This is a genomic window from Myxococcales bacterium, from assembly GCA_022184915.1.
Taxonomy (GTDB): domain Bacteria; phylum Myxococcota_A; class Polyangia; order Fen-1088; family Fen-1088; genus JAGTJU01.
Window position 1 is genome coordinate 71,312 of the sequence record JAGTJU010000003.1, and the last position, 24,570, is coordinate 95,881.

The 24,570-nt window shown below is 67.3% G+C and carries 19 protein-coding genes; 6 read left to right on the forward strand and 13 right to left on the reverse strand.

Annotated elements, in window-relative coordinates; genetic code table 11:
* Positions 1–20: 20 nt before the first annotated feature.
* Complete coding sequence (locus tag KA712_11820; protein MCG5053640.1) at positions 21–1,064, reverse strand: hypothetical protein; 1,044 nt, start codon at positions 1,062–1,064, stop codon at positions 21–23.
* Positions 1,065–1,162: 98 nt separating this feature from the next.
* On the opposite strand from KA712_11820, the gene KA712_11825 reads away from it, so the two are divergent.
* Complete coding sequence (locus KA712_11825; GenBank protein MCG5053641.1) at positions 1,163–1,795, forward strand: hypothetical protein; 633 nt, start codon at positions 1,163–1,165, stop codon at positions 1,793–1,795.
* A 13-nt stretch (positions 1,796–1,808) separates the two neighbouring features.
* Here the strand turns inward: KA712_11825 and KA712_11830 are convergent, their stop codons facing one another.
* Positions 1,809–3,071, reverse strand: coding sequence for a patatin-like phospholipase family protein (locus tag KA712_11830; GenBank protein MCG5053642.1), 1,263 nt, complete (start codon positions 3,069–3,071; stop codon positions 1,809–1,811).
* A 302-nt stretch (positions 3,072–3,373) separates the two neighbouring features.
* Between KA712_11830 and KA712_11835 the strand changes: the two genes are divergently transcribed.
* The gene (locus tag KA712_11835) at positions 3,374–5,179 is read left to right on the forward strand and encodes an acyl-CoA dehydrogenase family protein (GenBank protein ID MCG5053643.1); all 1,806 of its coding nucleotides are present in this window, start codon (positions 3,374–3,376) and stop codon (positions 5,177–5,179) included.
* Here KA712_11835 and KA712_11840 read toward each other — a convergent pair.
* A complete protein-coding gene (locus KA712_11840; protein ID MCG5053644.1) occupies positions 5,176–6,810 on the reverse strand; it encodes a serine/threonine protein kinase in 1,635 nt (544 codons plus the stop codon). The two genes, KA712_11835 and KA712_11840, sit on opposite strands and share 4 nt — an antisense overlap.
* Positions 6,811–6,831: 21 nt before the next feature.
* Here KA712_11840 and KA712_11845 point away from each other — a divergent pair, with 21 nt between their 5' ends.
* Complete coding sequence (locus tag KA712_11845; protein MCG5053645.1) at positions 6,832–7,650, forward strand: hypothetical protein; 819 nt, start codon at positions 6,832–6,834, stop codon at positions 7,648–7,650.
* 57 nt (positions 7,651–7,707) lie between these two features.
* The gene (gene galE, locus KA712_11850) at positions 7,708–8,685 is read left to right on the forward strand and encodes a UDP-glucose 4-epimerase GalE (protein ID MCG5053646.1); all 978 of its coding nucleotides are present in this window, start codon (positions 7,708–7,710) and stop codon (positions 8,683–8,685) included.
* A gap of 20 nt (positions 8,686–8,705) precedes the next feature.
* On the opposite strand, the gene KA712_11855 is transcribed toward galE, so the two are convergent.
* From KA712_11855 to KA712_11870, 4 genes are all read right to left on the reverse strand, one after another.
* A complete protein-coding gene (locus KA712_11855) occupies positions 8,706–9,479 on the reverse strand; it encodes a HEAT repeat domain-containing protein (protein ID MCG5053647.1) in 774 nt (257 codons plus the stop codon).
* A 20-nt stretch (positions 9,480–9,499) separates the two neighbouring features.
* Complete coding sequence (locus KA712_11860) at positions 9,500–12,259, reverse strand: carboxypeptidase regulatory-like domain-containing protein (protein MCG5053648.1); 2,760 nt, start codon at positions 12,257–12,259, stop codon at positions 9,500–9,502.
* A 47-nt stretch (positions 12,260–12,306) separates the two neighbouring features.
* A complete protein-coding gene (locus tag KA712_11865; protein MCG5053649.1) occupies positions 12,307–14,133 on the reverse strand; it encodes a hypothetical protein in 1,827 nt (608 codons plus the stop codon).
* A 161-nt stretch (positions 14,134–14,294) separates the two neighbouring features.
* Positions 14,295–15,527 (reverse strand): molybdopterin molybdotransferase MoeA, encoded by a 1,233-nt coding sequence (locus tag KA712_11870; protein MCG5053650.1) that lies wholly within the window; start codon positions 15,525–15,527, stop codon positions 14,295–14,297.
* 75 nt (positions 15,528–15,602) lie between these two features.
* On the opposite strand from KA712_11870, the gene KA712_11875 reads away from it, so the two are divergent.
* Positions 15,603–16,616 (forward strand): fumarylacetoacetate hydrolase family protein, encoded by a 1,014-nt coding sequence (locus KA712_11875; GenBank protein ID MCG5053651.1) that lies wholly within the window; start codon positions 15,603–15,605, stop codon positions 16,614–16,616.
* Here the strand turns inward: KA712_11875 and KA712_11880 are convergent.
* From KA712_11880 to KA712_11895, 4 genes are all read right to left on the reverse strand, one after another.
* A complete protein-coding gene (locus KA712_11880; GenBank protein ID MCG5053652.1) occupies positions 16,567–17,805 on the reverse strand; it encodes a DUF1588 domain-containing protein in 1,239 nt (412 codons plus the stop codon). The genes KA712_11875 and KA712_11880 overlap by 50 nt on opposite strands.
* Positions 17,802–19,001: a hypothetical protein gene (locus KA712_11885; GenBank protein ID MCG5053653.1), complete on the reverse strand. Its 1,200-nt coding sequence runs from the start codon at positions 18,999–19,001 to the stop codon at positions 17,802–17,804. Before KA712_11885 ends, KA712_11880 begins: the two co-directional genes overlap by 4 nt.
* The gene (locus tag KA712_11890) at positions 18,998–19,624 is read right to left on the reverse strand and encodes a sigma-70 family RNA polymerase sigma factor (protein MCG5053654.1); all 627 of its coding nucleotides are present in this window, start codon (positions 19,622–19,624) and stop codon (positions 18,998–19,000) included. The genes KA712_11885 and KA712_11890 overlap by 4 nt, the downstream gene beginning before the upstream one ends.
* A 105-nt stretch (positions 19,625–19,729) precedes the next feature.
* Positions 19,730–20,629, reverse strand: a complete 900-nt coding sequence (locus tag KA712_11895; GenBank protein MCG5053655.1) for a hypothetical protein — start codon at positions 20,627–20,629, stop codon at positions 19,730–19,732.
* 95 nt (positions 20,630–20,724) lie between these two features.
* On the opposite strand from KA712_11895, the gene KA712_11900 reads away from it, so the two are divergent.
* The gene (locus KA712_11900) at positions 20,725–23,304 is read left to right on the forward strand and encodes a DUF3516 domain-containing protein (GenBank protein ID MCG5053656.1); all 2,580 of its coding nucleotides are present in this window, start codon (positions 20,725–20,727) and stop codon (positions 23,302–23,304) included.
* A 106-nt stretch (positions 23,305–23,410) separates the two neighbouring features.
* On the opposite strand, the gene KA712_11905 is transcribed toward KA712_11900, so the two are convergent.
* Together KA712_11905 and rfbC are read right to left on the reverse strand one after the other, a co-directional pair.
* The gene (locus KA712_11905) at positions 23,411–23,803 is read right to left on the reverse strand and encodes a TIGR02266 family protein (protein ID MCG5053657.1); all 393 of its coding nucleotides are present in this window, start codon (positions 23,801–23,803) and stop codon (positions 23,411–23,413) included.
* Between the two features lie 92 nt (positions 23,804–23,895).
* Positions 23,896–24,468 (reverse strand): dTDP-4-dehydrorhamnose 3,5-epimerase, encoded by a 573-nt coding sequence (gene rfbC / locus KA712_11910; GenBank protein MCG5053658.1) that lies wholly within the window; start codon positions 24,466–24,468, stop codon positions 23,896–23,898.
* Positions 24,469–24,570 lie beyond the last annotated feature (102 nt).

Genomic DNA, 24,570 nt, shown 5'->3' on the forward strand with positions numbered 1-24,570 from the left:
CCTCGGGCGGAAGCCGCCGCTTAGTTGATCCGGCGGAGCATCACCAGCACGCGCAGCGTGAGCCACAGCGACGTTTCGCGCTCTTTTTCGGCTTCCTCGGCCGACAGCTTGCCACTGGGTCCGGCGTACCAAAACCCGTCCTCGGCCTGGCGTCCGCGCAGGTAAGCTTCGGCGGTCCGAACCCCGGAGTTTTCCTTGCCGAGACCGATCGAGGTCACCGAGTCGAGAGCGTCCGCCACATCCACGTACTGTCGGGGTTCGGTGATCTCCTCCCAATGCGAGGACGCCTTGCGATCGGGGTAGCGATCAGGCTGCAAGAATCGCGTGGCCAGCAACTCGGCCGCCCGGCGCGCCTCGCGCGAGGAACGGCGCTTCTTCGATGCCGCGAAGGCACGCAGCACCATCCCGGTGATGAGGTGGCTCGAGGGCCGCGCGGCCGAGTCGGTCCGCACGCCTCGCCAGGCCCAGCCCCCGTCGTTTTGGCGATGAGCCAAGAGGAACGCAAACCCCTTTTCCACGCGGGGGTCTTCGTCGAAACCGGCCCGGCAGAGGGCCGAAAGGGCCCAGCCCTGATAATGCAGGGCGGCCATCTTGGCCTTGTCGGTGGGCGTTGCGCCCACCGCGAGGTCGGCCAGGCCCCCGTCTTCGTCTTGAGACCCCAGCAAAAACGCGGCAGCGCGGTGAAGCGGTGTGTCTTGCGGCCCCTCATCGGCACGCACCCCGAGGTCCGCCAGCCGGTCGATCGCCTTCGCCGTGGACAGCGCGGCGGCAAAGGGCGCCGGCCCCAGAGCTTTTTCGGCCGCTTTGGCGGGAAAGGCACCTGTTTTTCCGAACTTTTTGGCGTAGGCCTGAACCTCTTTGTAGGCCCAGACGTCCGCCACCGACGGCGCCTCGTCGTCGTCGATGAGGTCACGACGCACCCGAGCCACGATGGCCGGAGAGCCCTCCCGCAGGAGCTTGGGAATGGGATCCTGGGCCAGGCGCGCGCGCCAACCGGTCATCGCGCGTGGCGGAGCAGGCGATGCAGGCGTGTTGCTGGGAACGGAAAACCGGGGGCGGTTCATCGGCACCTCAAGGTTATCGCATCTGACTACGTTCTGTAGGCGAATGTACGGCGATTTTTGATAAAACCCCGGTACTCGCGTTAGAACGGGCTCCAAGAGTGACACCGACCGATCGCCCCAGCAAGCGTGATGCTTTCCTGACCTTCCTCCAGGACGGGTGGGTCACGATTTACGTGGATGCTCGCCGTGCGGGTGTCTCGGTTCCCGAGCACCTGCGCAGCGAGCCCCGCCTCGTTCTGCAGTACGGGCTCAACATGCCCGTGCCCGTCGAAGATCTCGAGGTCACCGAGGGAGGCATCAAGGCCACGCTCTCGTTCTCGCGTCAGCCTTACACCACGATGGTGCCCTGGACGGCGGTCTACGTCATCGCCTGCACGGACGGGCGGGGCGTGCTCTACCAGGAGGACGTGCCCGGCGAGCTGCTCGAAGAAAGTCGCGGGAGCGAGCTGGCGGCGGACGAGAGCGACGAAGAGCCGTTCACGGCCGAGCTCGAGCCACCGGCTCGCAAGACGGAGGGAAGCGAAGCGGCCGACGACCCGGGCGACACGGAGACCACCAAGGCAGAAGCCGCGGAGGCCGCCGACGCGGCTGCGCCTGCTCCCCCTCGCCGGCGCTTGAAGTCGGTACCCATGCCCGACGACAACGTCGCAGCTCCTGTGGACGAGGGAGACGAGCCCGAACCCGAGGCCAAACCCCGCGGCCGGCCCAAGCTGCGTCTCGTCAAACCCTGAGCGCGGACGCGGCTCAGAGCTCGGGGACCACGCAGTCTTGCAGGAACCGGCAGAGCGGCTCGTGCTGGGCGCGTGCGTCCTCGTAACCTATCCGCACGAGCTCCGCACCGTAGACGCCGTCGAAGAGAATGTACGAGAGCAGGTCGGCGTCAGAGACGCCGCCGGCCGTGGTGGCCAGGCGGCGCAGCAGCCGAATGCCCGGCCCCCCGCCCAGCCCCTTGAATTTCCCGGCGCGCGCGATCTCGCCGGCGATCTTGCCGAGGTCCGTGCTGGGGCTTATCACCATGTCCTCGATGACCCGGTAGGGCGCGCCCCGTTTTCGGGTGACCACCTCGGCCACGCGCTGCTTGAGGTTCTCGTCGCCCGACTCGTTGACCACCTTCATGATGGCGCTCAGCCGTTCCATGCGCTGCAGGTCGTAGTCGATGTGGTCGAGAAGAAACGCGTTCAAGATTTTGCCTGCGAGAAAGGCAGCGCCCGGGTAAGGCTGGGCTTCCTCCGGCAAGGTGGTGGCGGCGCGCTTCTCGTATTTCAGGCTCAGAACCAACACCTTGTCGGCCCCCAACCGCAAGGCGGGCGAAAGCGGCGTGTTCTGGCGTAGTCCCCCATCGCAGTAGAACCGCTCGTCGACCTGCACCGCCGGAAACAATAGCGGCAGGGCCGCCGAGGCCATGCAGTGCTGGGGGCCCATCTTCACCATCTGCGCCCGCACGAAGGGATGAACGCTCCAGGGCGGCAACGGGCGCGCGCTTTCCACGAACACCACGGTCTTGCCCGAACCGATGTCGGTGGCCGAGATGGACAACGACTCGAAGTGCCCCACCTCCTTGTTCTTGCGGATGCGGGTCCAGGGGATCATCCGGCGCACGAGGCGCTCGAGGTTGCGGGTTTGCACCACCCCGCCGAGCCGCCGCTCACCGGGTTCCATCTCCATGATGTTGCCGCTGCCCAGCAGGGTGCCTGGCGCGCGCAAAAAATCCTTGATCCCGAACGAGACCACCTCTTCCAACACCAGGCCCTCCCACCGGTCGCAGAGGATCTTGCCTTGCTGCCGAGGGATGTCCGCGTGGGACGCCATGAAGCAGGCGTGAATGGCGCCCACCGAGGTTCCGCAGATGACGTCGAAGTGCACTTGCCCACCGAGGTCACCCGCGAGATCCTCGCGAATGTACTTGAGCACCCCGGCCTCGTAGGCGCCCCGGGCACCACCCCCGGAGAGGACGATGGCCAGGCGAGGCCGATCGCCCCGTTGAGGGATGCGGCTGGGTGCGCTCACGACCGCCCTCCGCAGTGGTGGGCGGGTGTAGGCAGAGACATGTGCCTCACGTTCGTGAACATCGTCGGACCGAGGGGCTTTATTGAACGTGGTTGTATCACACCTGCAGGCCTTCGAGGCCCGCGGGCGTGCACCCGCACCCCAACGCAAAGGGCCCGGGTAAAAAAAGTTGGATGCCTTCGCACCCCGTGTGGTGACCCGTACCTCACCGGAATCCGAAACCCGCCGCGTCCCTGGCACCCGATCTCGCCTTGCTTGTCGAAGCGCGCGCCTTCGCGAAAAAAGCAGGCTAAAATCTCTTCATGGCCGACGCGAAACCCCCTTTCGAATCGATCACCCTCACCCCCGGCGGTGGCTTTTTGCTCGAGCCCACGGGCAAAGCCCGGGTCTTCACACCCGAGATGCTCACCGAAGAGCAGCGCATGATGCGCGACACGGCGGAAGACTTCTTCAGGCGAGAGGTCGAGCCGCACATCGCGCAGATCGAAGACAAGAAGCCCGGCATGATGCCCGCGCTTTTGCGCAAAGCCGGCGAGGTGGGTCTGCTGGGACACGACGTGCCCGAAGCCTACGGAGGGCTGGGCGGCGACAAGACCAGCTCGAGCCTCATCTTCGAGGCCATGAGCCGCCTGGGGTCCTGGGCGGTGACCTTCGGGGCCCACGTGGGGATTGGCGCCATGCCGATCGTGCTCTTCGGCAACCAAGCCCAGCGCGAGACGTACCTTCCTCCGATTTGCACGGGCGAAAAGCTTGCGGCCTACGCGCTCACCGAGCCCGGCTCCGGTTCGGACGCCCTGGCCGCCAAGACGAAGGCGGTGTTGTCTGCGGATGGCAAACACTATGTGCTCAACGGCACGAAGCAGTACATCACGAACGCAGGCTTCGCGGATGTCTTCGTGGTGTTTGCCCAGATCGACGGGGACAAGTTCACGGGGTTCATCATCGAGCGCAACAGCCCCGGGCTCACCGTAGGCCCCGAAGAGCACAAGCTGGGCATTCGCGGCAGCTCCACCTGTCCCCTGATCTTGGAAGACTGCCAGGTGCCAGTGGAGAACGTGCTGGGGGACATCGGCAAGGGCCACAAGATCGCCTTCAACATCTTGAACCTCGGCCGCTTCAAGCTCGGGGTGGGCTCACTGGGCGGCGCCAAGTTCTGCCTGGAGAGCGGCGTCAAATACGCCATCGAGCGCAAGCAGTTCGGAAAATCGATCGCCGAGTTCGATCTCATTCGCAAGAAGATCGGGACCATCGCGACGAACATCTACGTGGCCGAGTCGATGGCCTTCCGTACCGTGGGGCTCATTGACGCCCGCTGCATCGGCATCTCACCCGATGATCCAGCCGCGCAGACCAAAGAGATCGAAGCGGTGGAGGAACACTCGATCGAGGCGTCGATCATCAAGGTCTTCGGCTCCGAGATGCTGCACTTCACGGCCGACGAAACGCTGCAGATCTTCGGCGGCGCCGGGTACATCACGGACTACCCCATCGAGCGCGTGAGCCGCGATGCGCGCATCAACCGCATCTTCGAGGGAACGAACGAGATCAACCGTCTCTTGGTTCCCGGCACCCTCCTCAAGCGCACCATGCAGGGTCGGCTGGGCTTGATGGGCCTCGTGGGGTCCGTGCAAAAGGAGCTGGCCGACCCCTCGAAGATCGATCGCAGCGTGCCCGAAGGGCCTCTCGGTCTCGAGCGGAAAAAGTGCGACTTCGCCAAGCGGGCGGTGGCCTACGCCGCATCACTCGGGGTGCAAAAGTACATGCAGAAGATCTCCGACAAACAAGAGCTGTTGGGGGTTCTGGCGGACTGTCTCATCGATATCTATGCGATGGATTCGGCGATCAGCCGCTCCTTGCAGCTGGTCGAGAGCCAGGGCGAGCAGGGCTCGGAGATCCCCATTGCCATGACCCGTCTTTACACGGCCACGGCGCACGAGCAGGTCTTCGATCGACTCCGCGAGATGCTGATGTGGATGTCGGAGGAGGCCGAGTGGGCCAAAGAGGTCAAGGACATCAACAGCTACTACGAGCTCACGCGGGTCAACACCTTCTCGCTGCGCCGGAAGATCGCTCTTCACACCATCGAGTCGGGTGGGTACGCGCTTTAGGGTCCACCGAGGTCCATGCCCGCGCGGGCACAGGCGGCCACCACGAGGCCGCGGTCGGCGCGGGCGACGTTTTGGAGGTAGGCCCGCGCGTTCGTGAGGTCCCCCTCGCGGCAGGCGGCGCGCGCGATGAGCGCGAACGCGCGGCTCGATTTGCGTTCGTAAAGCGTCTGCTTGGCCACGCGGATGGCCTCGCGGGTTTGGCCTGCCGACAGGAGCGCTTCGGCCTCATCCAGCCGGGTGACCACGGCCTCCGGCAGCGCCTCTCGGGGGCGGCGGGGGGCCTTGTCGCCCCGGCGCGGGCTCGGGGGCTCGGCAGGCGGCTCCGGGGTGGCTACGGGAGCGGCCTGTGCGGCGGCTTCGGGCCCTGCTAACGCGGGGGGTGCGGGCTCAGCGCCTTCGGGCGGTGTGGGCTCAGCGCCTTCGGGGGGTGCGGGCGCGGGAATGGGATTCGGCACAGGCGCCCGCGACAGGGCCTGAAATCCGAAGAACGCGCCGGCGCTCACGGCCACCGCAAGGGCGGTGCCGAGCAGCACGATGCGCCCCGAGCGGCCCTCCGCCCGCAGGGATGACGAGGTTGGCGTCGGCGAAGAGGAAGGGGGATGTGCGGCCGCCGCAGGCCCCGGAGCCGCCTTCGGGGCCGCCGTGACGGCCCACGCATCCACCGGAGCGGACGGGGGGGCGCCCGCAGCCGCGGGCTCGAGCGTGGGGGCGTCGAGCGGACGGCCACTCAGGGCGTTTACGAAGGTGGCCACGTCGGGACAACGCGCTTGCCAGGGCTTGGTGAGGGCAGAAGCCACGGCGGCAAGCACCGGCTCCGGCACGTCCTTGACCAGCGCCGCAAGCGGTGTGGGCTCAACCTGGATCACTTGCACCATCACGGCCAGTGGGTTCTCTCCCTGGAACGCAGGCTGGCCCGACAGCATTTCGTAGACGATCGCCCCCAAGGCAAACACGTCCGTGCGGTGATCCACCTCCTGGTTTCGGCCCGAGGCCTGCTCGGGTGACATGTACTGGGGCGTCCCCATGACCACCGATTCCTGGGTCTTGAAGGAATGGGCACCGCGAATCTTGGAGATACCGAAGTCGAGGATCTTCACGCGCGGGTACAGCTGCCCCTCGCCCACGGGCGGGGTCAGAAAGATGTTCTCCGGTTTGAGGTCCCGGTGCACGACGCCTTCCCTGTGGGCCGCGGCCAGGGCCGAGCCCACTTGCCTGACGAGCGCCACGGTCTCGGCCAGCGGCATCGGTCCCCGTCGCAAGCGTTCCCCCAGGCTTTCGCCCACCAGCCGCTCGAGGACCTGGTAAGGCGTGCCATCCGGCAGCGTGTTGAAGTCGAATACGTCGACGATGTGCGGATGCCCCAGGCGAGACGCGATCTCGGCCTCCCGCCGAAACCGCGCCAGAACTTCCTCCGAGCCTGCTCCGCCCAGGAGCACCTTGATCGCGACCAGACGCCCCGGCAGACGCAGATGTTTCGCCTCCCACACGGCCCCCATGCCGCCCCGGCCGATGAGCCGGGTGATTTCATAGGTGTCGGCCACCACGAGCCCCGGGGCCAGGCTCTCGGCGAAAAAGGGGCGTGGTCCGGTCACCGGCACATCGGACGCGTCGGAGTTCCCGTCGGTGGGCATCTGCCCTACTATAACCCGCGTATGCAACGCGAACTTCGGCCCCTCCGACTCGGCGCTCTGGCGGTGACCGCCGCCCTGGCCTGGCCCGCGCCCCCGGCCGGAGCCAAGCCGCGTCCGCCGAAGGTCGAGAGCACGACGCCCTCAGCCCCCCGGGTCGAGCTGGGCGAAGCGAAAGCCAAGCTGACCGTACTGTCCGATGGCCAGGGGCACTACGTGGTGCTCATGCCCTTCGGGTCTCACGACCACACGTACTACGGCGACGGCAAGAGCTTCTTCGCCCTGCGGGTGGGGTCCTCGAGCTCCGTGGGTACGGAGGCCTTCGATTTCACCTTCTGGGAGCCTCGTGTGAAGGCGCGGTACCAAGCGTCGGTGCAGTTTCGCGACGGCGCCTACAGCTTGCAGTGTGGGGACCGAAAAACCGCTTTCGCACCGCTGCCTGCGGCAGAAGCGGATGCTTTGCTCGCCGCCGCGGCGTTCTTCGGGCCACGCTGGCCCTACGAGGCCTACGCCCTGGCACGCGACGATCGGGGCACGTACTACTACGTCGACCATCAGAGAGAACCCGAGGGCAACCTGGCGTTCCGCGTGTACCGTGGGCCACGCGGCAAGCTCAAGCCGCTCAAGATGGTGAACGTCGTCAGTGACTCCGAGGGCGAGATCTTTGCGACGCGTGCGGGAGATCTTCGTCTCGTGCTGGACAAAAAAGAAACCTCGTGGGTGGCAGGCCAACGAAGCACGAAGCTCGTGAGCCTCGATCTTTACGAAAACGTCATGCTGATCTACACGGATCTCGGGCCGTATCTCGGGGAGCGACTTGGCACCCCTTGCGACGACCTGTGACCCCCCAAAGAACCCCCGTCGTCCTTCGAGGCCGACTTTTCAAGGAACAAACACGATATGAACGTACTCATCACCGGCGGCGCCGGCTACATCGGCAGTGTGCTGTCTCGGCAGCTCTTGGCCGAGGGCCATCACGTCACCATCTACGACAATCTCTCCCGCGGCTTTCGTGAATCCGTGGCCCCACTGGCGCGGTTCGTCCACGGCGACATCTTGGACCGCGCGTACCTGGGCGAGACCTTGCGGGCCCACAAGGTGGACGCCGTCGTGCACATGGCGGGCCTCATCGCCGTGGGCGAATCGGTGCGTGAGCCCGCGCTCTACTACCACCAGAACGTGACGGGTGGCCTCACGCTGCTGGACGCCATGCGGGACGCCAACGTGTCACGCATCGTTTTCTCTTCGACGGCGGCGGTCTACGGTGAACCGCAGCGGATCCCGATCGAGGAGAGCGATGCGAAGCTGCCGACCAACCCCTACGGGGAAACCAAATGGACCTTCGAGAAGGCGCTCGCATGGTACGGACCGGCCTACGGGCTGCATACGGCCTGCCTGCGCTACTTCAACGCCGCAGGCGCGACCGAGGATGCCGGCGAACGCCACGAGCCCGAAACGCACCTCATCCCGCTCATTCTGCGTGCCGCGGCTGGGGTGTCGCCAGCCATCACGATCTTCGGCGATGACTTTCCCACCCGTGACGGGACCTGCGTGCGCGACTACATCCACGTGCTCGATCTGGCACGGGCCCACGTTCTCGCCCTGGAAGCGCTGGCCCGTGGCGACAAGGCGCTGGTTTACAACCTGGGCTGCGGCGGCGAGGGCTACACGGTCAAGGAAGTCATCGACGTGGCCAGGAAGGTAACGGGCAAGGAGGTTCCCGTAAAAAAGGGCCCGCGCCGCGAAGGCGACTCTGCGGTGCTGGTCGCAGGTTCGGACAAGATCAAGCGCGAGCTGGGCTGGCGCCCGGAGCGACAAGACCTGGGCGTCATCATCGAATCTGCCTGGAAGTTCATGCGCACCTACCAGCTGGGCTGAGACGTACAGGTCACCCGCCGTCACGGGCGAGCGAAGAACGCTCTCAGTTTCTCGTGAGCGCCGGCGGCGGCCAGGCGGGCCGCCTCCTCCTCGAGGGCCACGCGGCGCTCCGGGCGGTATCGGCTCCGGGGCACCTGTACGGAGGCCTCACCGGAGGTCACGAGCACGATGCCCCGGGACGAGCGGCTCACCACCAGATTCACGACACAGCTGACCTCCACGTCATCCCCCCGGGGCACGAGACCAAGCGACGTGATCGCGCCATCGACCACGAAGGACGCGTGGACGTCCCCAAGCGCGACGAGGGACACGTGGGGCTGGCGCCGCAGCATCTCCACGATCTCGCCGCGCACCGTATTTCTCAAGGCCGGAAGAGCCTGTCCCGACCGGTCCCCGAACTGAGCCACTGCCACCGCGAGGGGCTGGCCGCCACCCGCCTGCGTGGCTTCGAGGGCGGCCAGCGCCGCCCGTGCCGCGCGCCTGACCCGCCTTGCCTTGTCCCGCCCCGCAGCGATCAAGGCCGTGCGGGCCAGGGTGATGAGGGGCTCTCGTTCAGAGGTCTCGCCGAGCAGCTTTGCCACGAGCGCCCGGACCACCTCTTCTTTGTCGCGCGCGAGCGCCGCTGTCAGCGCAGGCACCGCGCGCTCGTCCCTGGTACGGGCGAGCAGCAGGGCCGCCTGCACCCGCACCTTGAACGAGCGCGCGGTGGCAAGTTCGCGGCCAAGCCGCGTCACCGCGTCTTCCGCGCCTGCGCGTCCTGTGTACAGGCACGCGGCGGAGGCGACCAACAGCAAGCGGCGACTCGGACGCCCCATCAGAAGCGATAACGCAGACCAAGGCGGGCGCGCAGCGGCGGATTCCGAAAAATGACCTGCCCCCACAGCGGTGTGTCGGCCTCGACCACGGCCAGCGTGGTGCGCAGCGCGAGCACGTTCAGCACGTCGAAGAACACATCGATGTTTTGTCCGATGAGCGTGCGAAGATTCGCGCGGGCCTGAAAATCGATGGAGGTGAAATCGGGCAGGCGCAAGGCCACGTCGTCATCCGGGTTGAGAGTGCCCCGTGAATCGAAACCTCGGCGGGTCGCAAAGCGCGAAAAGCCTCCGAAGACCGGGTCGAAGATGTACCGGTTGTAGGGCGGGCCCGACTGAAACTCGTAAACGCCCCCCATCGAGAGCCAGGGCAGCACCTGATAGCTGGCCAAAAAGCGCGCCACGTGGCGGATGTCCGCGTCGAGTGGGCCGTAGAAGTAGGGGGTTTGGCCGGGGTTATCCAAAAAGAGCGTGGCGAAGCTGGAATCCGCCGTGCCTTCGTAGCGCGACCAGGTGTAGGACGCGTTCATCCGCAAGAGCCCTTCGCGCTTGAGCATGCCCGCGGTGAAGCCCACGTAGCGGCGGCGGGCCTCATCGGGCGTCTCGAGATCGAAGACGAACTGGCTGCGGCCGTTTTTGAAGCCACCGTCTTGGCGAATGGCCGTGCCGCTTTGGTTCCAGATCGCGTTGGTCTCGAGATCCTCCCACTGGTGGTTGAACTTGCGGTAGACGAAGTCGCCCTTGGCCACGATGCCCGTCACAATCTCCCGCTCTGCACCCAGCGTCACTTCGTGGGTGCGCGGGGCGCGCAGCTTCGTGGCGCACGACGTGCCATCGGGGTTGCGCCCGTCAGGACCACAGGGCAAACCCACCGTCGTGGCCTGGTCGCCCCCCGTGAAGCGACAATCTCGCACGAACCCACCGATGTCCGTGTCGTAGAAGCATTGTCGGGTGGTCAGCTGCCGGCTGGTGAAAGCGGCCAGCGCCAGGAAGCCGGTATCGACGTAGTTGTTGTAGCTGGCCTTGATGACGGTGCGCCCGTCGTGGGTGGGATCCCAGGACACCGCGATGTGGGGCGTGACCGTGGCGATGTCGGTCACGATGCGTTCCCGATCGTCTTCGGACGTGGCCCGGTGAAATGCGAGCCCAGGCGTGATCGTCACGTAGCGGGTGGGGCGCCACTGATCGGACAGGTGCAGGAGCAGCTTGCGGCTGCCAATTTCGGTGCGCAGCCACCCCGAACGGCAGTTGCCGTTTTCGTCGCGGGGATCGTTCACACAGACTTCCTGGCGCAGGAACTCTTGTTGTCCGATGAAACCCAACACTTCATCCCCCGGCACGGTCCGGGCCGCCGGGTTGGACAGCGCCTCGAAGCGCAGGCCCAGCTTGAGGCCGTGGCTGCCGGTGCTTTTCGTATTCTTGAAGTAGGTCAGGTCACCCGAAAGCTCGGCCGTGCGCCGATACTGGCGGCTTTGGGACGTGAAGTTTCGGCGGGACAGGCCCGTCGCAAAGTCCACCTCTCCTGCCACATTCGAGCAGTTGGGGTCCCACAGGCAGGACTGAGGGCCCACATCCAAATAGATCTGCTGAAAACCCGCCCTGGCCACCGCGATGAGATCGTCCGTGAGGACCGAGTTCAAGGACAGTCCGGTAAAGAGCGTGCGCTGAAACTGGCGCGCCTCGGCCTCCGGTTCCACGAGGGGACTCTGCAAGACGTTGCGGAAATCGCCCACAGAGTAGCTTCCCTTGAGCTCGAGCTTGTTGCGGGGGTTGACCTGCCAGGTCACCTTGGCGAGCCCATCGAAGCCCAGCACGGAAAAGGGCGGAGGGTCCGGCAGCTGCCGTGCCGGATCGGCCACGATGGTCGACGTCACGTTGACGAGCTGGCCGGAGACAAAAAACCAGATGCGGTCTTTTTGGATGGGACCGCCCACGTTCAAGCTCATCGTGGCCTGACGGTTGTTCCCGCGGTCGCGGTTGTCCTCGAAGAAACGCATGTGCTCATCGGTGTAGGTCGCGGTGCCGTCCGCCTCGAAGCGGTTCGAGCCGCTCTTCGTGACGATGTTGATCACGCCCCCCGTGGTGCTCGAGTTTTCGGCGCCGAAGGACGCCGTTTGCACGTCGACCTGCGACATCGCATCGAAGCTGAAGTTCTGGCCGAAGGTCTGGGTGACGGGGTCGGTGGTCTGGAAGCCGTCCACCTGGTAGCTGTTGTTGAAAAACGAGCCGCCCCGCACCTGCGCGTTGCCGGTTCCCTGGCGGTCCACCGCGCCGGGGGTCAGCGCGGCGACGCCCTGAAAGCTGCGCGACGACAAGGGCAGTTTGTCGAGGAACTCGGCGTCGTAGCTTTCTCCCACGGTCGTGTTGTTCGTGTTGACCGCTGGCGCTTTGTCCTCGACGACGAACTCTTCGGCATTCTCGACACCCGCGCCCTCGACCTCCATCACCACGTCGAGATCGAGGGTTTTGCCCTGGCTGATCCGGAGATTGGTCTGCACCAGGGTCTTGAGCCGGGGCGCGGACGCCGTGAGCTTGAACGCCCCCGGCGTCAGCGCGGCGAACCGAAAACGCCCACCTTCGTCACTCACGGCCTGTTGGGCGCCGCCGATCTGCGTGGGCGATTCGAGCGTGAGCCGCACCCCCGCGAGCGGTGTGCCCGTTTGGTCCCAGACGGTGCCGCTGAGCGTGCCCGTGGTTTGCGCCCAAGCCGCCCCCGGGAGACATATCGACGCCAACGCCATGAGCACGTACACGAACTTCATGAAGGGAACTTCCTTGCGAGGATCGTCATGGCAACGCCGGCTGTCTCCTAATTGCGAGGCGAATAGTCATCGGGCCAGGCGCAGATCTGAACGCCGAAGTTTTGACACACCTGCCCCTGCCCGAGGTCGAGCGGCACCGACATGCCCTCGCGGGTGATCTCGGCCACCGCCCGGCACTGCTTCACTGTCTCCGTGTCGAGCAGGTTCTCGTCACAAAAGCGCAGGCAGACGCCGCGGTTGTTGTACGGAAAGCAGGAATAGCCAGGTAGCGACTTACAACGCGAATCCACGAAGTCTTTCGGCTCTCGGCCTCGGTTCTGCTCCGCAAGACGGTTGAGCGCGAAGGGGTCGCAGCCGAGGTAGCAGAACCCCACGTCGGCGGGGAAACAGGTGTAGCCCAGTTCCGAGAGCTCGTCTCCCGTGTCGTCGCAGCGGGCAAGCCCCACCCCACAGCGCTGCCCGTACCTGACGGGCGGCGAGTCGCAAAAACACGTGTTGCGGTTGCAGGCGAGGCCGAGCGCCGTGCACGTGGGATCGCCCGAGGCGTCGACCACGAGCTTGCCGTTCACCGTCGTGTTCACCCCACACTGAACCGCGCTGCGCCCGTTGATGATCTTGTCGAGCTTCGGCAGTGAACAGGCGGTTTGCACGCCCCGCAGCGGCAGATTGATCACCTGCTGGGGCGCCCGGGGGAGCACCTGGCCGTTTTCGTCGAGCTCACGGACTTCGTCGAACGAATCTTCACGGTATTCACCTTCCACCTGGATATCCCAGAGCCAGCGGATGGGCGTGTACCCGGGAGGATCTCTGCGCGTGCGGCGCGGGCGGCCTGCGCTCACGATCTGCCCGCCGACCCGGGTGCGGGATACACCGTTGATCGGATCGAAGGCCACCTGCGCCGGCACATAGGCCTTGCCCACGGGCACGGTGAGCACGGTGGTGGCCGCGGGGCCCTGCCCCGAGACGATCCGGGACACGTCGAAGGTGTCGAGGCGGGCGGCGTCGCTGCCCGCGGGCAAACGGTTGTTCGCCGCATCCGCCAAGGTCAGCCAGCCATCGGCCACGTAGCAGAAGGCCAGCTTGCGGCGGTACCAGATCTCCATCCGGGGACGGAAGGTGGCAGCGTCGGCCACCCCTTGCGGAACTTGCGTGCGCTCGTCGAGGATGGGGCAGTTGATCACCTTGCCGGTGTTCCGGGCCCGAAAGCCGCCGTCGTCGATCGCGTCGCGAAGCGTTCGGTACTGTTTGATGGCGTCGGGCTCGTACCCGGAGGGCACGGTGACCTCCACGATCTCCCAAAGCCCCGAGTAAAGCGCCCGGCTTCCGGCCACGTCGGCCGGGGAGACATCGACGACGGGCCGCTGGTAGTCGTCGACGTTGCGCAACGGATCGATGAGCGCTTCACGAAACCGCACCGAGTAAACCCGTGCCCGCTGGCGATCGTCGAGCGCCTGACAACCGAGCGGATCCGCGCCGTCGACGTCGCAGAAGATCTTCGGGTTCACGTTCACCACGTTGGGGCCCCCGTTGATGAAGTCCTGCCGGGTGCGTACCTCCCGCATGACGGGCGCCATGAGCGGCTTGCCGTCGGGGGTGAAGAAAAAATACATGGGGTTGACCCGCGCGGAGACGGGCTCCCCGAAGGCGTCGCGCTGAACGGCCACGGACCCGAAGTTGTAGTACTCGGCCCGTGCGCCGCCCTCGAAGCCTGCTTCGGGGAACAAGGTCTCCGGCGGCTCGCCCCCCGTGTTGCCCGTGGACGGAAACAAGGCCGATAACTCCAACACGCCGAACGCCTCGTCACGGTATTCGTTCGTACAGGCGGAAGCCACCGCGCTCAGCAGCGCCCAAGTCAAAAGCAGTCGCCGGCTCATCGTTGCTCTCCGGGCCAGGGCTCTTTCCCGGCGCCGATTCTTCCTTTCAGCGGCCTCGAGACGCACGCCCCGACGTCGACAGTGCCCTCGTTTGTAACGCGTCCCCTGCCTGCGGGGAAGGAAATAGACGGAGCGGGGTCTGGCTTTCCCCGTCCCGCAGCCTAGGCCTTGTCCACCACCCGCACGAACGATCCGGCGGCGACCGCGGCCGTCTGGGGAGGCAAACAGATCAGCACGTCAGCGTCCGCCATGGCGACGAGATCTCCCGAGCCCTGGAAGTCGAGGGGCTCCACCGTGAGGTCGACGCCCTGGCCCGCAAGACGCGCCGGCGCAAGGCTCGTGAAAGCCACCGGTGCCTGCGCCAAAGGCACCGCCAGGGGGAGCGCAAAGAAGCGGGGGGCCCAGGGGGGCAGGCCGGCCAGCCGGGCCAACACGGACCGTCCGAACAAGCCAAACGCCACGAGGGCGGAGAGCGGATTGCCCGGTAGCCCCAACACCGGCACCCGCCGCCGGCCTGCAGCCACCTCCGCCAGCACGAAGGGCTTGCCGGGCCGCATGGCCACACCGGCCAGGTGAAACGTGGCGCCCAGGCTCTCGAGCACGGCCTTGACGTGATCGTGTTTTCCTTTCGAGACGCCGCCCGTCACGATGACCAGGTCGGCGGCCAGCGCCACCTGAAGCATGTGCCGCAGTGCCGAGGGATCATCCGACACCGGGCCAAGGCCATGGCACTCCCCGCCGAAACGCTGCACGGCCGCGGTCAGCATGGCTTCATTGGAGTTGCGGATCTGGTGAGGGGCCGGACTGCCCCCCACGGGTACGACCTCGTTACCCGTGGTGATCACGGCCACCCGGGGGCGCCGGGTCACCAAGGGTACGGCCTTGCCCACGGAGGCGAGCAAGCCGAGGGTGGCCGGGTCCAGGCGCCGGCCCACGGGCACCACGGGCGCCCCGGCCAGCGCTTCGGCGGCCCGGGGAACCACGTTGTCCCCCGCTTGGATCCCGGCGGTGAAGAGCACGGTCGCTGCGTCGTTTGGGCTTCGCGACGTGTGCTCGACCATCACGACGGCATCTGCCCCTTCGGGCAGGGGGGCGCCCGTCATGATCTCCACGCACTCACCGGCCGCGAGCTGCCCCGCGAAGCGCTCGCCTGCAGCCACCGTGCCCACGCAGGTGAGGCTGCGAGGTTCCGCGACGAGGTCGGCGGCTCTCACCGCGAAGCCGTCTCGGGTGCTGCGATCGAACGGAGGCTGGTCGCGATCGGCGCGCACCTCTTCGGCAAGCACGCGCCCCACGGCTTGGGCCAACGACACTCGTTCATGTCGTGCCGAGACGGGCAACGAAGCCGCGAACGCCTGAACCTGACCCAGAGCTTCCTCGAAGGACGCCAGCATGGCGGCAAGGTTACCACCCCCGCCCGGCACACCGAAGAATCGAACCGGCGACGGCGCTCAGGCTAGACTTGAAGTATGAAGTTCGCCACACGGCGCGACGGCAGCCGCGACGGGACGCTGTGGGTCGTTCGGCGCGATGGGTGTGTAGGCACGCCGGCCCCGGCGCCGTTCGACACGCTCCAGCGTGCGCTCGACGCGTGGCCGCGGGCCGCTCCCGTGCTCGAGGCGGTCCAGGCTGCCCTGGAGGCCGGTGCCGTGGCCGGCCACCCCGTGGACCCGGCCACTTTGGCGGCGCCGCTGCCTCGCGCCTACGAATGGCTCGACGCCTCCGCTTTTTTGAACCACGTCGTGCTGGCACGCACAGCGCGGGGAGCGCTGCCCCCGGAGGACCTGGAGACGAACCCGCTCATGTACCAGGGCGGCAGCGGGGCGCTCGCAGGCCCCTGCGAACCGTTTTTGCTCGACGATCCCAGCTTGGGCCTCGACTTCGAGGCCGAGCTCGGCGTCATTCTGGGTGACGTGCCGCTCGGGGTCTCGGAAGACCATGCGCTGGCCTGCGTACGCCTGGTCACGCTGCTCAACGACTGGACGTACAGAAACCTTGTGCCGGGCGAGCTGGCCAAGGGGTTCGGGTTCCTGCAGGCGAAGCCCACGACCGCTTTTGCGCCCTTTGTGGTCACGCCCGACGAACTGGGCGCGTATTGGAACGAGGGGCGCCCCGACCTGACCGTCACCTGCTCACTGAATGGCCGCCGCGTGGGCCAGTTGTCCACGCGGCAGATGCACTTTTCGTTCGGCGCGTTGGTCGCCCACGCGGCGCGCACGCGGAGGCTGACGGCAGGCACGCTGCTCGGCAGCGGCACCATCTCCCAGGACGATCCCCATGGCGGCTTCGCTTGCATCGCCGAGCAACGCGCCCGGGCGCTCGTTGCGGGCGGCGAGCTACACGCCTATCTCGCGGCGGGAGATCGGGTGCGTATCGAAGCGGAGGCGCCGGGGCTACCCGCGTTGCGGCTCTTCGGCGCGCTCGATCTGCACGTCACGGGACCACAAACCGGTCCAGGAACGCCTCCGAGAGCAGGAGCCTGACGGGAAACTCCTGCACATCCGCTTGCGCGTTGGCCAACTCCTCGGCAAGCGCCCGCTGCTCTGGGTTTTCGAGGTCGACGGGCTTCCCTGTAAGGTACTTCCACCAGTGGGCCAGGTGGCATTGGTAGGCCCTCACGGACGTCACCACGCGCGTGCCAAACTCCTCGATGCCCAGTCCCTTCACGCCCGGGGACTCGAGGGTCAAGGTCCATCGGGGCAGGGTGGGAAAGCCATTTTCTTCCGTGCGATGGTTACCCAGCCGGTCGTAGTCCTCGAAGAGCGTGCCGACGCCGTCAATCTCCTTGTGGCACGCGAGGCACTCCGGCTCGTACAGACTCCGGTACCTGTCCACTGTCGTGTCGCCCTTTGTACGAACGAGGGGTCGGGTGGGTCCGGGGGGCGTGGGCGTCTTCGCGCAGAGGACCTTTTCGAGGACAAAAACCCCACGCGCCGGGAGGTTGTAGAGGGGCTCGTCCGAGAGGATGAACTGGGAGACGCTTTGCAGACTGCCCGCGCGCACCACCACACCCGGCAGGCTCAGAAGGCCCGAACGGGTGTTATCTTCGTAGCTTCCGAGCCGCAGGTCCTTGAAGTTCCCAGGATCGAAGGCTGAGGGCCGGAAACGAAACCGCGTGGGGCGCCTGGCGAGGAAGTCGTCGAGTGCGTCTTGGCTTCGGTACGCGAAGATCACGAAGGCCTGCACCTCTTGCGACTTCATCTTCACGTCGCTCAGCGTAGCGTCGTCCGAACGCTCGAGCGGCTCGAGGTCGAGCCACTCTCGGGTGAACGCACTCAGCCCGCGGCCGGATCTCTCGTCGCGCAGGGCCGTGCGCACCACGTTTTCGAGGTCCTGGGGTGTGGCCGCGCCTGGGTTGCGGACCGCCTCTGCCAAAGTGGCATCCGGCGCACCACGCCACAGCAGTTTGGCAACCTGGGTGATGAAGGCCTCCTCGTCCACACGCGGGGGTGTGGCAGGCTCGCCCATGTCGAGAGGGGCGCGTGCCTCCCTGCCCTGGCCATCTGCCGGCGGAGACGAGGGACTTGCGGCATCGAAGGACTCGCTGGCGCCTGCATCAACCCCCGCCCGGACGGCCAAAAGATGGGACTGCGGCTCGCAGGCGCACACGGCCCCCACGAGGGCACCGGCGGCCCCCCACACACGTACCCTGTGCATCGACGCCCGGGTCATCGCAACGCCCGTGCGAACCGCCCTTCTGGAAACCGCGCGAGATAGGCCGCGCGATCGGCCGCGGCCTCGCGGTCGCGCCCGAGCCGCCCGAGGCAGCGTGCACGGCCCCACAACGCACGCTCTTTCACGTCGTCGCTCACGCCGCCGGCAGCCGCCAGCACCGCCGTGAAGTCGGTCACCGCCCGCTCGCAGCGCGAAAGACCCAGCAACTCGGCGCGAATCACGCGCAGTTCGGCGTCGCGGCCTGTGTTCCCCAGCTGCGCGTCCCCAAGCAGCGCCAGGGCTTCCGACCGGCGGTTCAGGACGAGGTACGCGTCGATGCGCGCCCTTTGGGCCTCGTGGGAAAGAAGACCGCGAGGGAAGCGTTGGGCATAAGCGCGCAAGTCGACGAGCGCGCCCTCGGCGTCGCGCGCGTGGCGCAGCTTCCCGAGCGCCTGCGCGAGCAGGGCGCTTTCCTGCGCCAGCGGCCCCGGCGCCCGCGGCGGCTCCGGGCGCACCGAGCCGGGCGCGGGCCACGACGAAGAGGCTCCGCGGGGCGGGGCCATCGGCGGGAGGGCCGCAGGCGCCAGTTCGGGCCCGGGCGGCAGGGGTTCCGGCACCGCTGGCATGGCTGCCACGGCGGCGTTGGCCTCGGGTTGCGGGACTGCAGCCGCCGCGGCCAGCTGCACGCGCCGGCGGGCGCGCGGCCGACGGCCCGCCTCGTTCGTCAGCGCGGCCACGGCTGGGCTGGCCACGGCTGGGCTGGCCACGGCTGGGCTGGCCACGGCTGGGCTGGGCGCCGCAGGCGCAGGCAGAGGGGGCACGGAAGCCGGCGGCGCGGGCGGCTCCAGACGCTCCTCCGCCGCGCGGGGCGGCCGCGGGCGCCGAGGCCCTGAGCGGGCGGGCGGCGCGCCCAGGGTGACCACCAGAGGCCCGATTTCGATGCGCCCCCGCAAAAGGCCCGACTGCGCCGCTGCCACCACCCCGGCGCTGAGCCCGAGCACGCCCACGACAGCCCAGCGCACGAAGCCCAGCGTACGCCGCGGGCGTGCCTGCGTTGCCCCGCGCACGCGGCGGTACACCCGAGACAAAGCCGCGTCGTCGAGGGGACGGGGTTCGCTCACGCGCCCGAACAACGAGGCCAATTTACGGAGGTCCTCAGGAGCGCCTTCGCGCGAGGCCTCGCTGAGAACGCGGACCGGCTCCGAAGGCTTCATTGCCGCGCCTCCCCCGCGGTCCAGGCCAACAAAGCCTGGGCCAGCTTTTCGCGTCCCCGGGACAACCGCACCCAAACATTTTGCACCGAGGCGTTCGTGACTGTTGCGATTTCTTGGCAGGAAAGCCCCTCGAGCTCGAACAAGATCACCGCCGTGCGGTACTTATCATCGAGATCATCCAGCAACTTGTAGAGCAACGCCGTGGACTGCCGCCGCTCGATGTCCTCGACAATCGAGGGCCCCCCGTCGGGCACACACGCAAGCAGCTCGTCTTGTGCCAAGCCGCGCTTGAAGGGCCACAGCAGGCGGCGCCGGCGCACCGACCGGCGGCGGTCCTGAACGACCCGCACGGTGATCTCGTAGAGCCAGGTGGAAAGCTTGGCGTCTCCCCGCCACTCGGGCAGGCGGCGTTGAACCACCAGGAACACGTCGTGAACGATGTCCTCGGGATCCATGCCCGGACCGCCGAGACGCTGGGCCCACCGGGACACCTCGGCTGCGTGGCGGCGGTAGATGGACGCGAGGTCGCGCACGTCGTCCTCCCTTTCGGGATCGCGGTCGGACGGCCGGGACGGCCGGCGTTCGACAGCGGGGCGCGAGGAGACCAGGGTGAGCTTCGACACTTTCGGGAAGGTGAGTGGCCGCGACGGGGCCGGGCCTTACAAACCTAGGTGAGAAAAGCGCCGCCGGCCGCCCGAAGCGGCGCAGCGGGCGTCAAGCCCATGGACTCATTGAGGATTTTGCCACCCAAGTCCCACCGACAGGAGCACGTCGATGTGGGGCAACGCCCCGGTTTGGCCCGTGGGCCCCTCGATTTCGTGGGCGCGCGGCCAGGCCGACAACGTGAGACCACCGAGGATCCGGAGTCCCCTCCCGAGGCTGCGCCCAAGCCCGGTGGCGGCCTCTGCCCCCGGCTCCCAGCTGCGCTCGCGCCGGTTTTGAGCAAATCCACGGCCCTCGACCGTCAGCCAGCCGGCCAGCACGGACAGGGCAGCGCTCACGTGCCAGAGGCCGGCCCCGAAGACCCTTTGGCCCTCGAGCCCCAGGCCGGCCCCGAGACGCTGCCAGGCGGCTTGCCCCTCACCCAGGGCCTGCGTCCGCATGCCCTGCGCGAACCCTGCCAGGCGAAGGCCGACCGGCCACCTCGCGGGTCCCCACGTGGCGGATGTGGCAACCGCGGGGGCGACCCCGCCCGTCGAAACGGACGAGAGGCCTCCAGCCGCCACGACCAGCAACAGCCCCGGCCGCGCCAAAGCCACCGGGAATTCGGCCGCCACCACCGGGTGCGGAGCCGCCAAAGCGGGTGGGGAGGGTGCGGCCGCAAACGCAGGGTGCACGTCGCTCTGCCACGAGGCGATGGCGACCGCCGCGGCCGCCGCAAGCTCGTCGCAGGCATGGTCCCTCGGCAGCCGCCGCACCCCCGCGGGGGCGCCGTCGGCGGTGCGCAGGTAAAGCACCAGGGCGGTCTCTTCGGCCACCAGCTCGACGACGTCGGGAGCATCGGTGGACGCTTCGCCGGCCGGCAGCAGCTCTGCCAGCCGCGCCTCGACGGCGAACGGCAAGGGGCAGCTGGTGGCGCCCTCGACCCGGACGGACAGGGCCCACTGCAAGGCCAAAAGCCACGCCATCGGCACTTGTGTAGCACGATCTCGGCCGCGGCCCGGCACACTTTGGCGGCCTGCCCCTTTCACATCCCGGCGCCACCCCCCAAACTGCCGGGCCCATGGCGAAGCTTCTGCTCCCCCCCTCCTCGTCGCCCGCCGACGCCGACGCCTTGCTCGGCGCGTTCCTCGACCACGTGTCAGAGCTCGGCCTCTCGCTCTACCCCGCTCAGGAGGAAGCCATCTTCGCCCTGCTCGACGAACGGCACGTCGTGCTGTCGACGCCGACGGGCTCGGGCAAGTCACTCGTGGCGATGGCCCTGATGTACAAGGCATTGAGCCAGGGAAAGTCAGCCCACTACACCTGCCCGGTCAAGGCGCTGGTGAACGAGAAGTTCTTCGATCTCTGCCGCACTTTTGGGCCCAAGAACGTGGGTCTGCAGACCGGCGACGCGTCGGTCAACCCCTCCGCCCCGCTCATCTGCAGCACGGCCGAGATCCTCTCGAATCAAACGCTGCGAGGCAGCCGGGCGCCGGACTGCGTGGTGATGGACGAGTTCCACTACTACGGTGACCGGGAGCGGGGCATCGCGTGGCAGCTCCCCCTCATCGCGCTGCCGAAAACGCAGTTTCTGTTGATGTCGGCCACTCTGGGCGACATGTCCGGGATCATCACGCGCCTCGAGGGCCTGTCGGGACGGCAGGTCGTGCACGTGCGAGGCATGCAGCGGCCCGTGCCGCTCACGTTCTCGTACCGGGAGGAATTGATTCACGAGGCCGTCGTGGATCTGGTGACCCGCGGGCGGGCGCCGGTGTACGTGGTGAACTTCACCCAGCGCGCGGCCGCCGAACAAGCCCAAGCCCTCACGAGCCTCGATTTCATGAGCAAGGAGGAGAAGGCAACCCTCAAGGGCCACTTGGCCAAAGAGCGCTTCACCAGCCCCTACGGCAAGGAGCTGCTGCGCTTTTTGCGCGCGGGCATCGGGCTTCACCATGCGGGGCTCTTGCCGCGCTACCGGCGCCTGGTTGAACGCCTGGCCCAGCAGGGCTTGCTCAAGGTGGTGAGCGGCACGGACACGCTCGGCGTGGGCGTGAACATCCCCATCCGGACGGTGCTGTTCACGCAGCTTTGCAAATACGACGGTGAGAAGGACACGCTCTTGCCCGCCCGCGACTTTCACCAGGTGGCGGGCCGCGCCGGGCGCAAGGGCTTCGACGACGAAGGCTTCGTGGCGGCTTTGGCCCCTGCGCACATCGTGGAAAACCGGCGCCTCCAGGACAAGGCCAAAACCAAGAAGTTCACGAAACGCCAGCCGCCCAAAAAGGGCTTCGTGCACTGGGATCAGGGCACCTTCGAACGTTTGATCGCCGCCGTACCCGAACCGCTGGCGTCGCAGTTTCAGGTGAGCCACGGCCTCTTGCTCGCGGTGCTGCAAAGCGAGGGCACAGACCCGCGCCGGGGCGCAGGCTACCGCAGGCTGCTGGATCTCATCGCCCACTGCCACGATAGCGACGTACTCAAGCGGCGCCACAAGCGCGGCGCCGCCCGCATGTTCCGGGCGCTCTGCGCCGCGGGGCTCATCGAGCTGCAACGGGACGAGCGCGCCCGCAACCCCTACCCCGTGGTGCACACGGATCTTCAGCAAGACTTCTCGCTCAACCAGACGCTGGGGCTTTACCTGGTAGAGACGCTCGACCTGCTCGATCCCGGCACCGAGACCTACGCGTTCGACGTGCTGGCGCTCGTCGAGTCGATTCTCGAAAACCCCCGCACGCTGCTCTTGGCGCAGCTCGATCGCGCCAAGGGAGAGCGCGTGGCCGAGCTCAAGGCGGAAGGTGTCGACTACGAGGCCCGCATGCAAGAGCTCGAGGGCATGGAGTGGCCCAAGCCGAACCGCGACTTCATCTACGAGACGTTCAACGCCTTCGCCGATCGTCACCCCTGGGTGGGGCAGGACAACATCTCTCCGAAAGGCATCACCCGCGAGCTCCTCGAGCAGCACGGCAGCTTCAACGACTTCGTGCGCAGCCTGGGTGTGGCGCGCTCGGAGGGGGTGCTGCTGCGCTACCTCACCGACAGCTACAAAACGCTGGTTCAGTCGGTGCCTCGCAAGCACCACACGGAGCCCGTGGAAGAGCTGGCGCTGACCCTGGGGGCCGTGGTGCGCACCGTGGACGCCAGCCTGCTCGAAGAGTGGGAGACCTTGATGGACCCGGAGGCCGCCGCGGCCCGGCTGGCCGAAGGCGAGGCCCTCGAACGCGCAATGGCGGAGGCCACCCGCAACCGCAACGCGCGCCGGCCGTTGTGGGAAGATCCGAAGGCGTTGCTCGTGCGGGTCCGCACCGAGCTGCACAGGCTGGTGAGTGCTCTGGCCCGGAAGGACTGGGAAGAAGCGCTCGACGCCCTCCACCAGCCCGAGACCGCGGAGACGCCCTGGTCGGCGCTGCGCCTGTCCGAAGCGCTCGCCCCCTTCTTCGCTCAGTACGGCACGCTCTTGGCCACACCCGCGTCACGCGCCCCCCAGAACACCACCCTTCGCCCGCTCGGCGACAGGAGCTGGGAAGCTGTCCAGCGGCTCTGCGACCCGGAACGCCACGATGACTGGGCCCTGGTCGCCCGCATCGAGCTCGATCCTGCGCTGCGCGCGGGGCTGCCTGAAGACACGCCCCTCATCACGCTCGACAGCATCGCGGGCACCTGACGGAGGCCCCTTCGAAAAAGGGGCGGCCCCCTTGTGGGGGGCCGCCAGGGAACCAACCAGAACCAAACCGAATCGAAACGAACCAATCAAGGATCGGAAGACGCTCTCATTCGTCGTCGTAGAACAACGACTCACGCTGTTTGAGGAAAAGCTCGATGCGGCTGCGTTGCTCGTTCGTGAGGTTCACGAAACGAACGCCCATGCCGTGAGGACCATCGGAGCGGTGCAACGACGAGGTTTCCCGGAGCCACCGCACCTCCACCTCGAGCTCCATGGCCACCGACGCACCGGGAAGCTTGAACTGAAGCATGAACTTCGAGCCCACGGGCTTCAGGTTGTGTGTGGCTACGAAGAGGCCGCCGGAGCTGATGTCCTGAGTCAACCCCGTGTAGAAGTTGGTTTCGGTCTCGAAGCCCACCTCTACCTCGAAGTCGAAGCGGTGGTGCTGACGCCGCTCGCTTCCCTGGGGCTCTGGTGCTTTCGCCGGGTTTGTCGCCACGAAGGGACCATCGGATTCTCACGGCGACAACTTTAGCCCGCGAGCGTCCGCAGGCGGCCCGGCTGGACCACGGCCACGGGCCTCCCGCCGCGTCAGGGGCGCGGCGCGGGGGGCTTCCACGTGGGCAGGTCAGCGCGATCTTCGGACAAAGCCTCGTAAACTTGATCCTTTTCCGAAAGCAAGGGCGCCGCGACAGGCCACGGGATGCCGAGCCGCGGATCGTTCCACGTCACACCCCGCTGGTCGGCGGCCCCCGAATAGTAATCGGAGCACTTGTAGATCACGTCGGCCGGCTCATCGCCCAGTACACAAAAACCGTGGGCGAACCCTGCCGGGATGAAGAGCATCGAACGGTTCGCCTCAGAGAGCTCCCGCGCCACCCAGCGCCCGAAGGTGGGCGAACCCCGGCGGATGTCGACGGCCACGTCGTAGATGCGGCCGCGGACCACCCGCACCAGTTTGGCTTGCGGCCGGTCCAGTTGGTAATGCAAGCCCCGCAGGGTGCCCGGCACCGATTGCGACTGATTTTCCTGCACGAAGCTTGGCAGACCGGCTTCGGCGAACACGTTGCCCCTGAAGGCCTCGAAGAACGCCCCCCGCGGGTCGGCGAACACGCGCGGCTCGATGTGCAGGACCTCGGGTAGCTCGGCAGGAGAAAAATTCACGGCGGCAACGGTCATACGCAGCGGGCCCGGCCCCGGTCAAGCAGGATCGGGCCGCCCGGGACTGACGCCCCCCGGGCCACGTCAAGACCCCGATCCTGTTGT

Coding starts and splice junctions, on each gene's coding strand:
- KA712_11820 (MCG5053640.1), bottom strand. CDS start 1,064: ATGAACCGCCCCCGGTTTTCCGTTCCCAGCAACACGCCTGCATCGCCT.
- KA712_11835 (MCG5053643.1), top strand. CDS start 3,374: ATGGCCGACGCGAAACCCCCTTTCGAATCGATCACCCTCACCCCCGGC.
- KA712_11840 (MCG5053644.1), bottom strand. CDS start 6,810: ATGCCCACCGACGGGAACTCCGACGCGTCCGATGTGCCGGTGACCGGA.
- KA712_11845 (MCG5053645.1), top strand. CDS start 6,832: ATGCAACGCGAACTTCGGCCCCTCCGACTCGGCGCTCTGGCGGTGACC.
- galE (MCG5053646.1), top strand. CDS start 7,708: ATGAACGTACTCATCACCGGCGGCGCCGGCTACATCGGCAGTGTGCTG.
- KA712_11860 (MCG5053648.1), bottom strand. CDS start 12,259: ATGAAGTTCGTGTACGTGCTCATGGCGTTGGCGTCGATATGTCTCCCG.
- KA712_11865 (MCG5053649.1), bottom strand. CDS start 14,133: ATGAGCCGGCGACTGCTTTTGACTTGGGCGCTGCTGAGCGCGGTGGCT.
- KA712_11870 (MCG5053650.1), bottom strand. CDS start 15,527: ATGCTGGCGTCCTTCGAGGAAGCTCTGGGTCAGGTTCAGGCGTTCGCG.
- KA712_11875 (MCG5053651.1), top strand. CDS start 15,603: ATGAAGTTCGCCACACGGCGCGACGGCAGCCGCGACGGGACGCTGTGG.
- KA712_11880 (MCG5053652.1), bottom strand. CDS start 17,805: ATGACCCGGGCGTCGATGCACAGGGTACGTGTGTGGGGGGCCGCCGGT.
- KA712_11885 (MCG5053653.1), bottom strand. CDS start 19,001: ATGAAGCCTTCGGAGCCGGTCCGCGTTCTCAGCGAGGCCTCGCGCGAA.
- KA712_11895 (MCG5053655.1), bottom strand. CDS start 20,629: ATGGCGTGGCTTTTGGCCTTGCAGTGGGCCCTGTCCGTCCGGGTCGAG.
- KA712_11900 (MCG5053656.1), top strand. CDS start 20,725: ATGGCGAAGCTTCTGCTCCCCCCCTCCTCGTCGCCCGCCGACGCCGAC.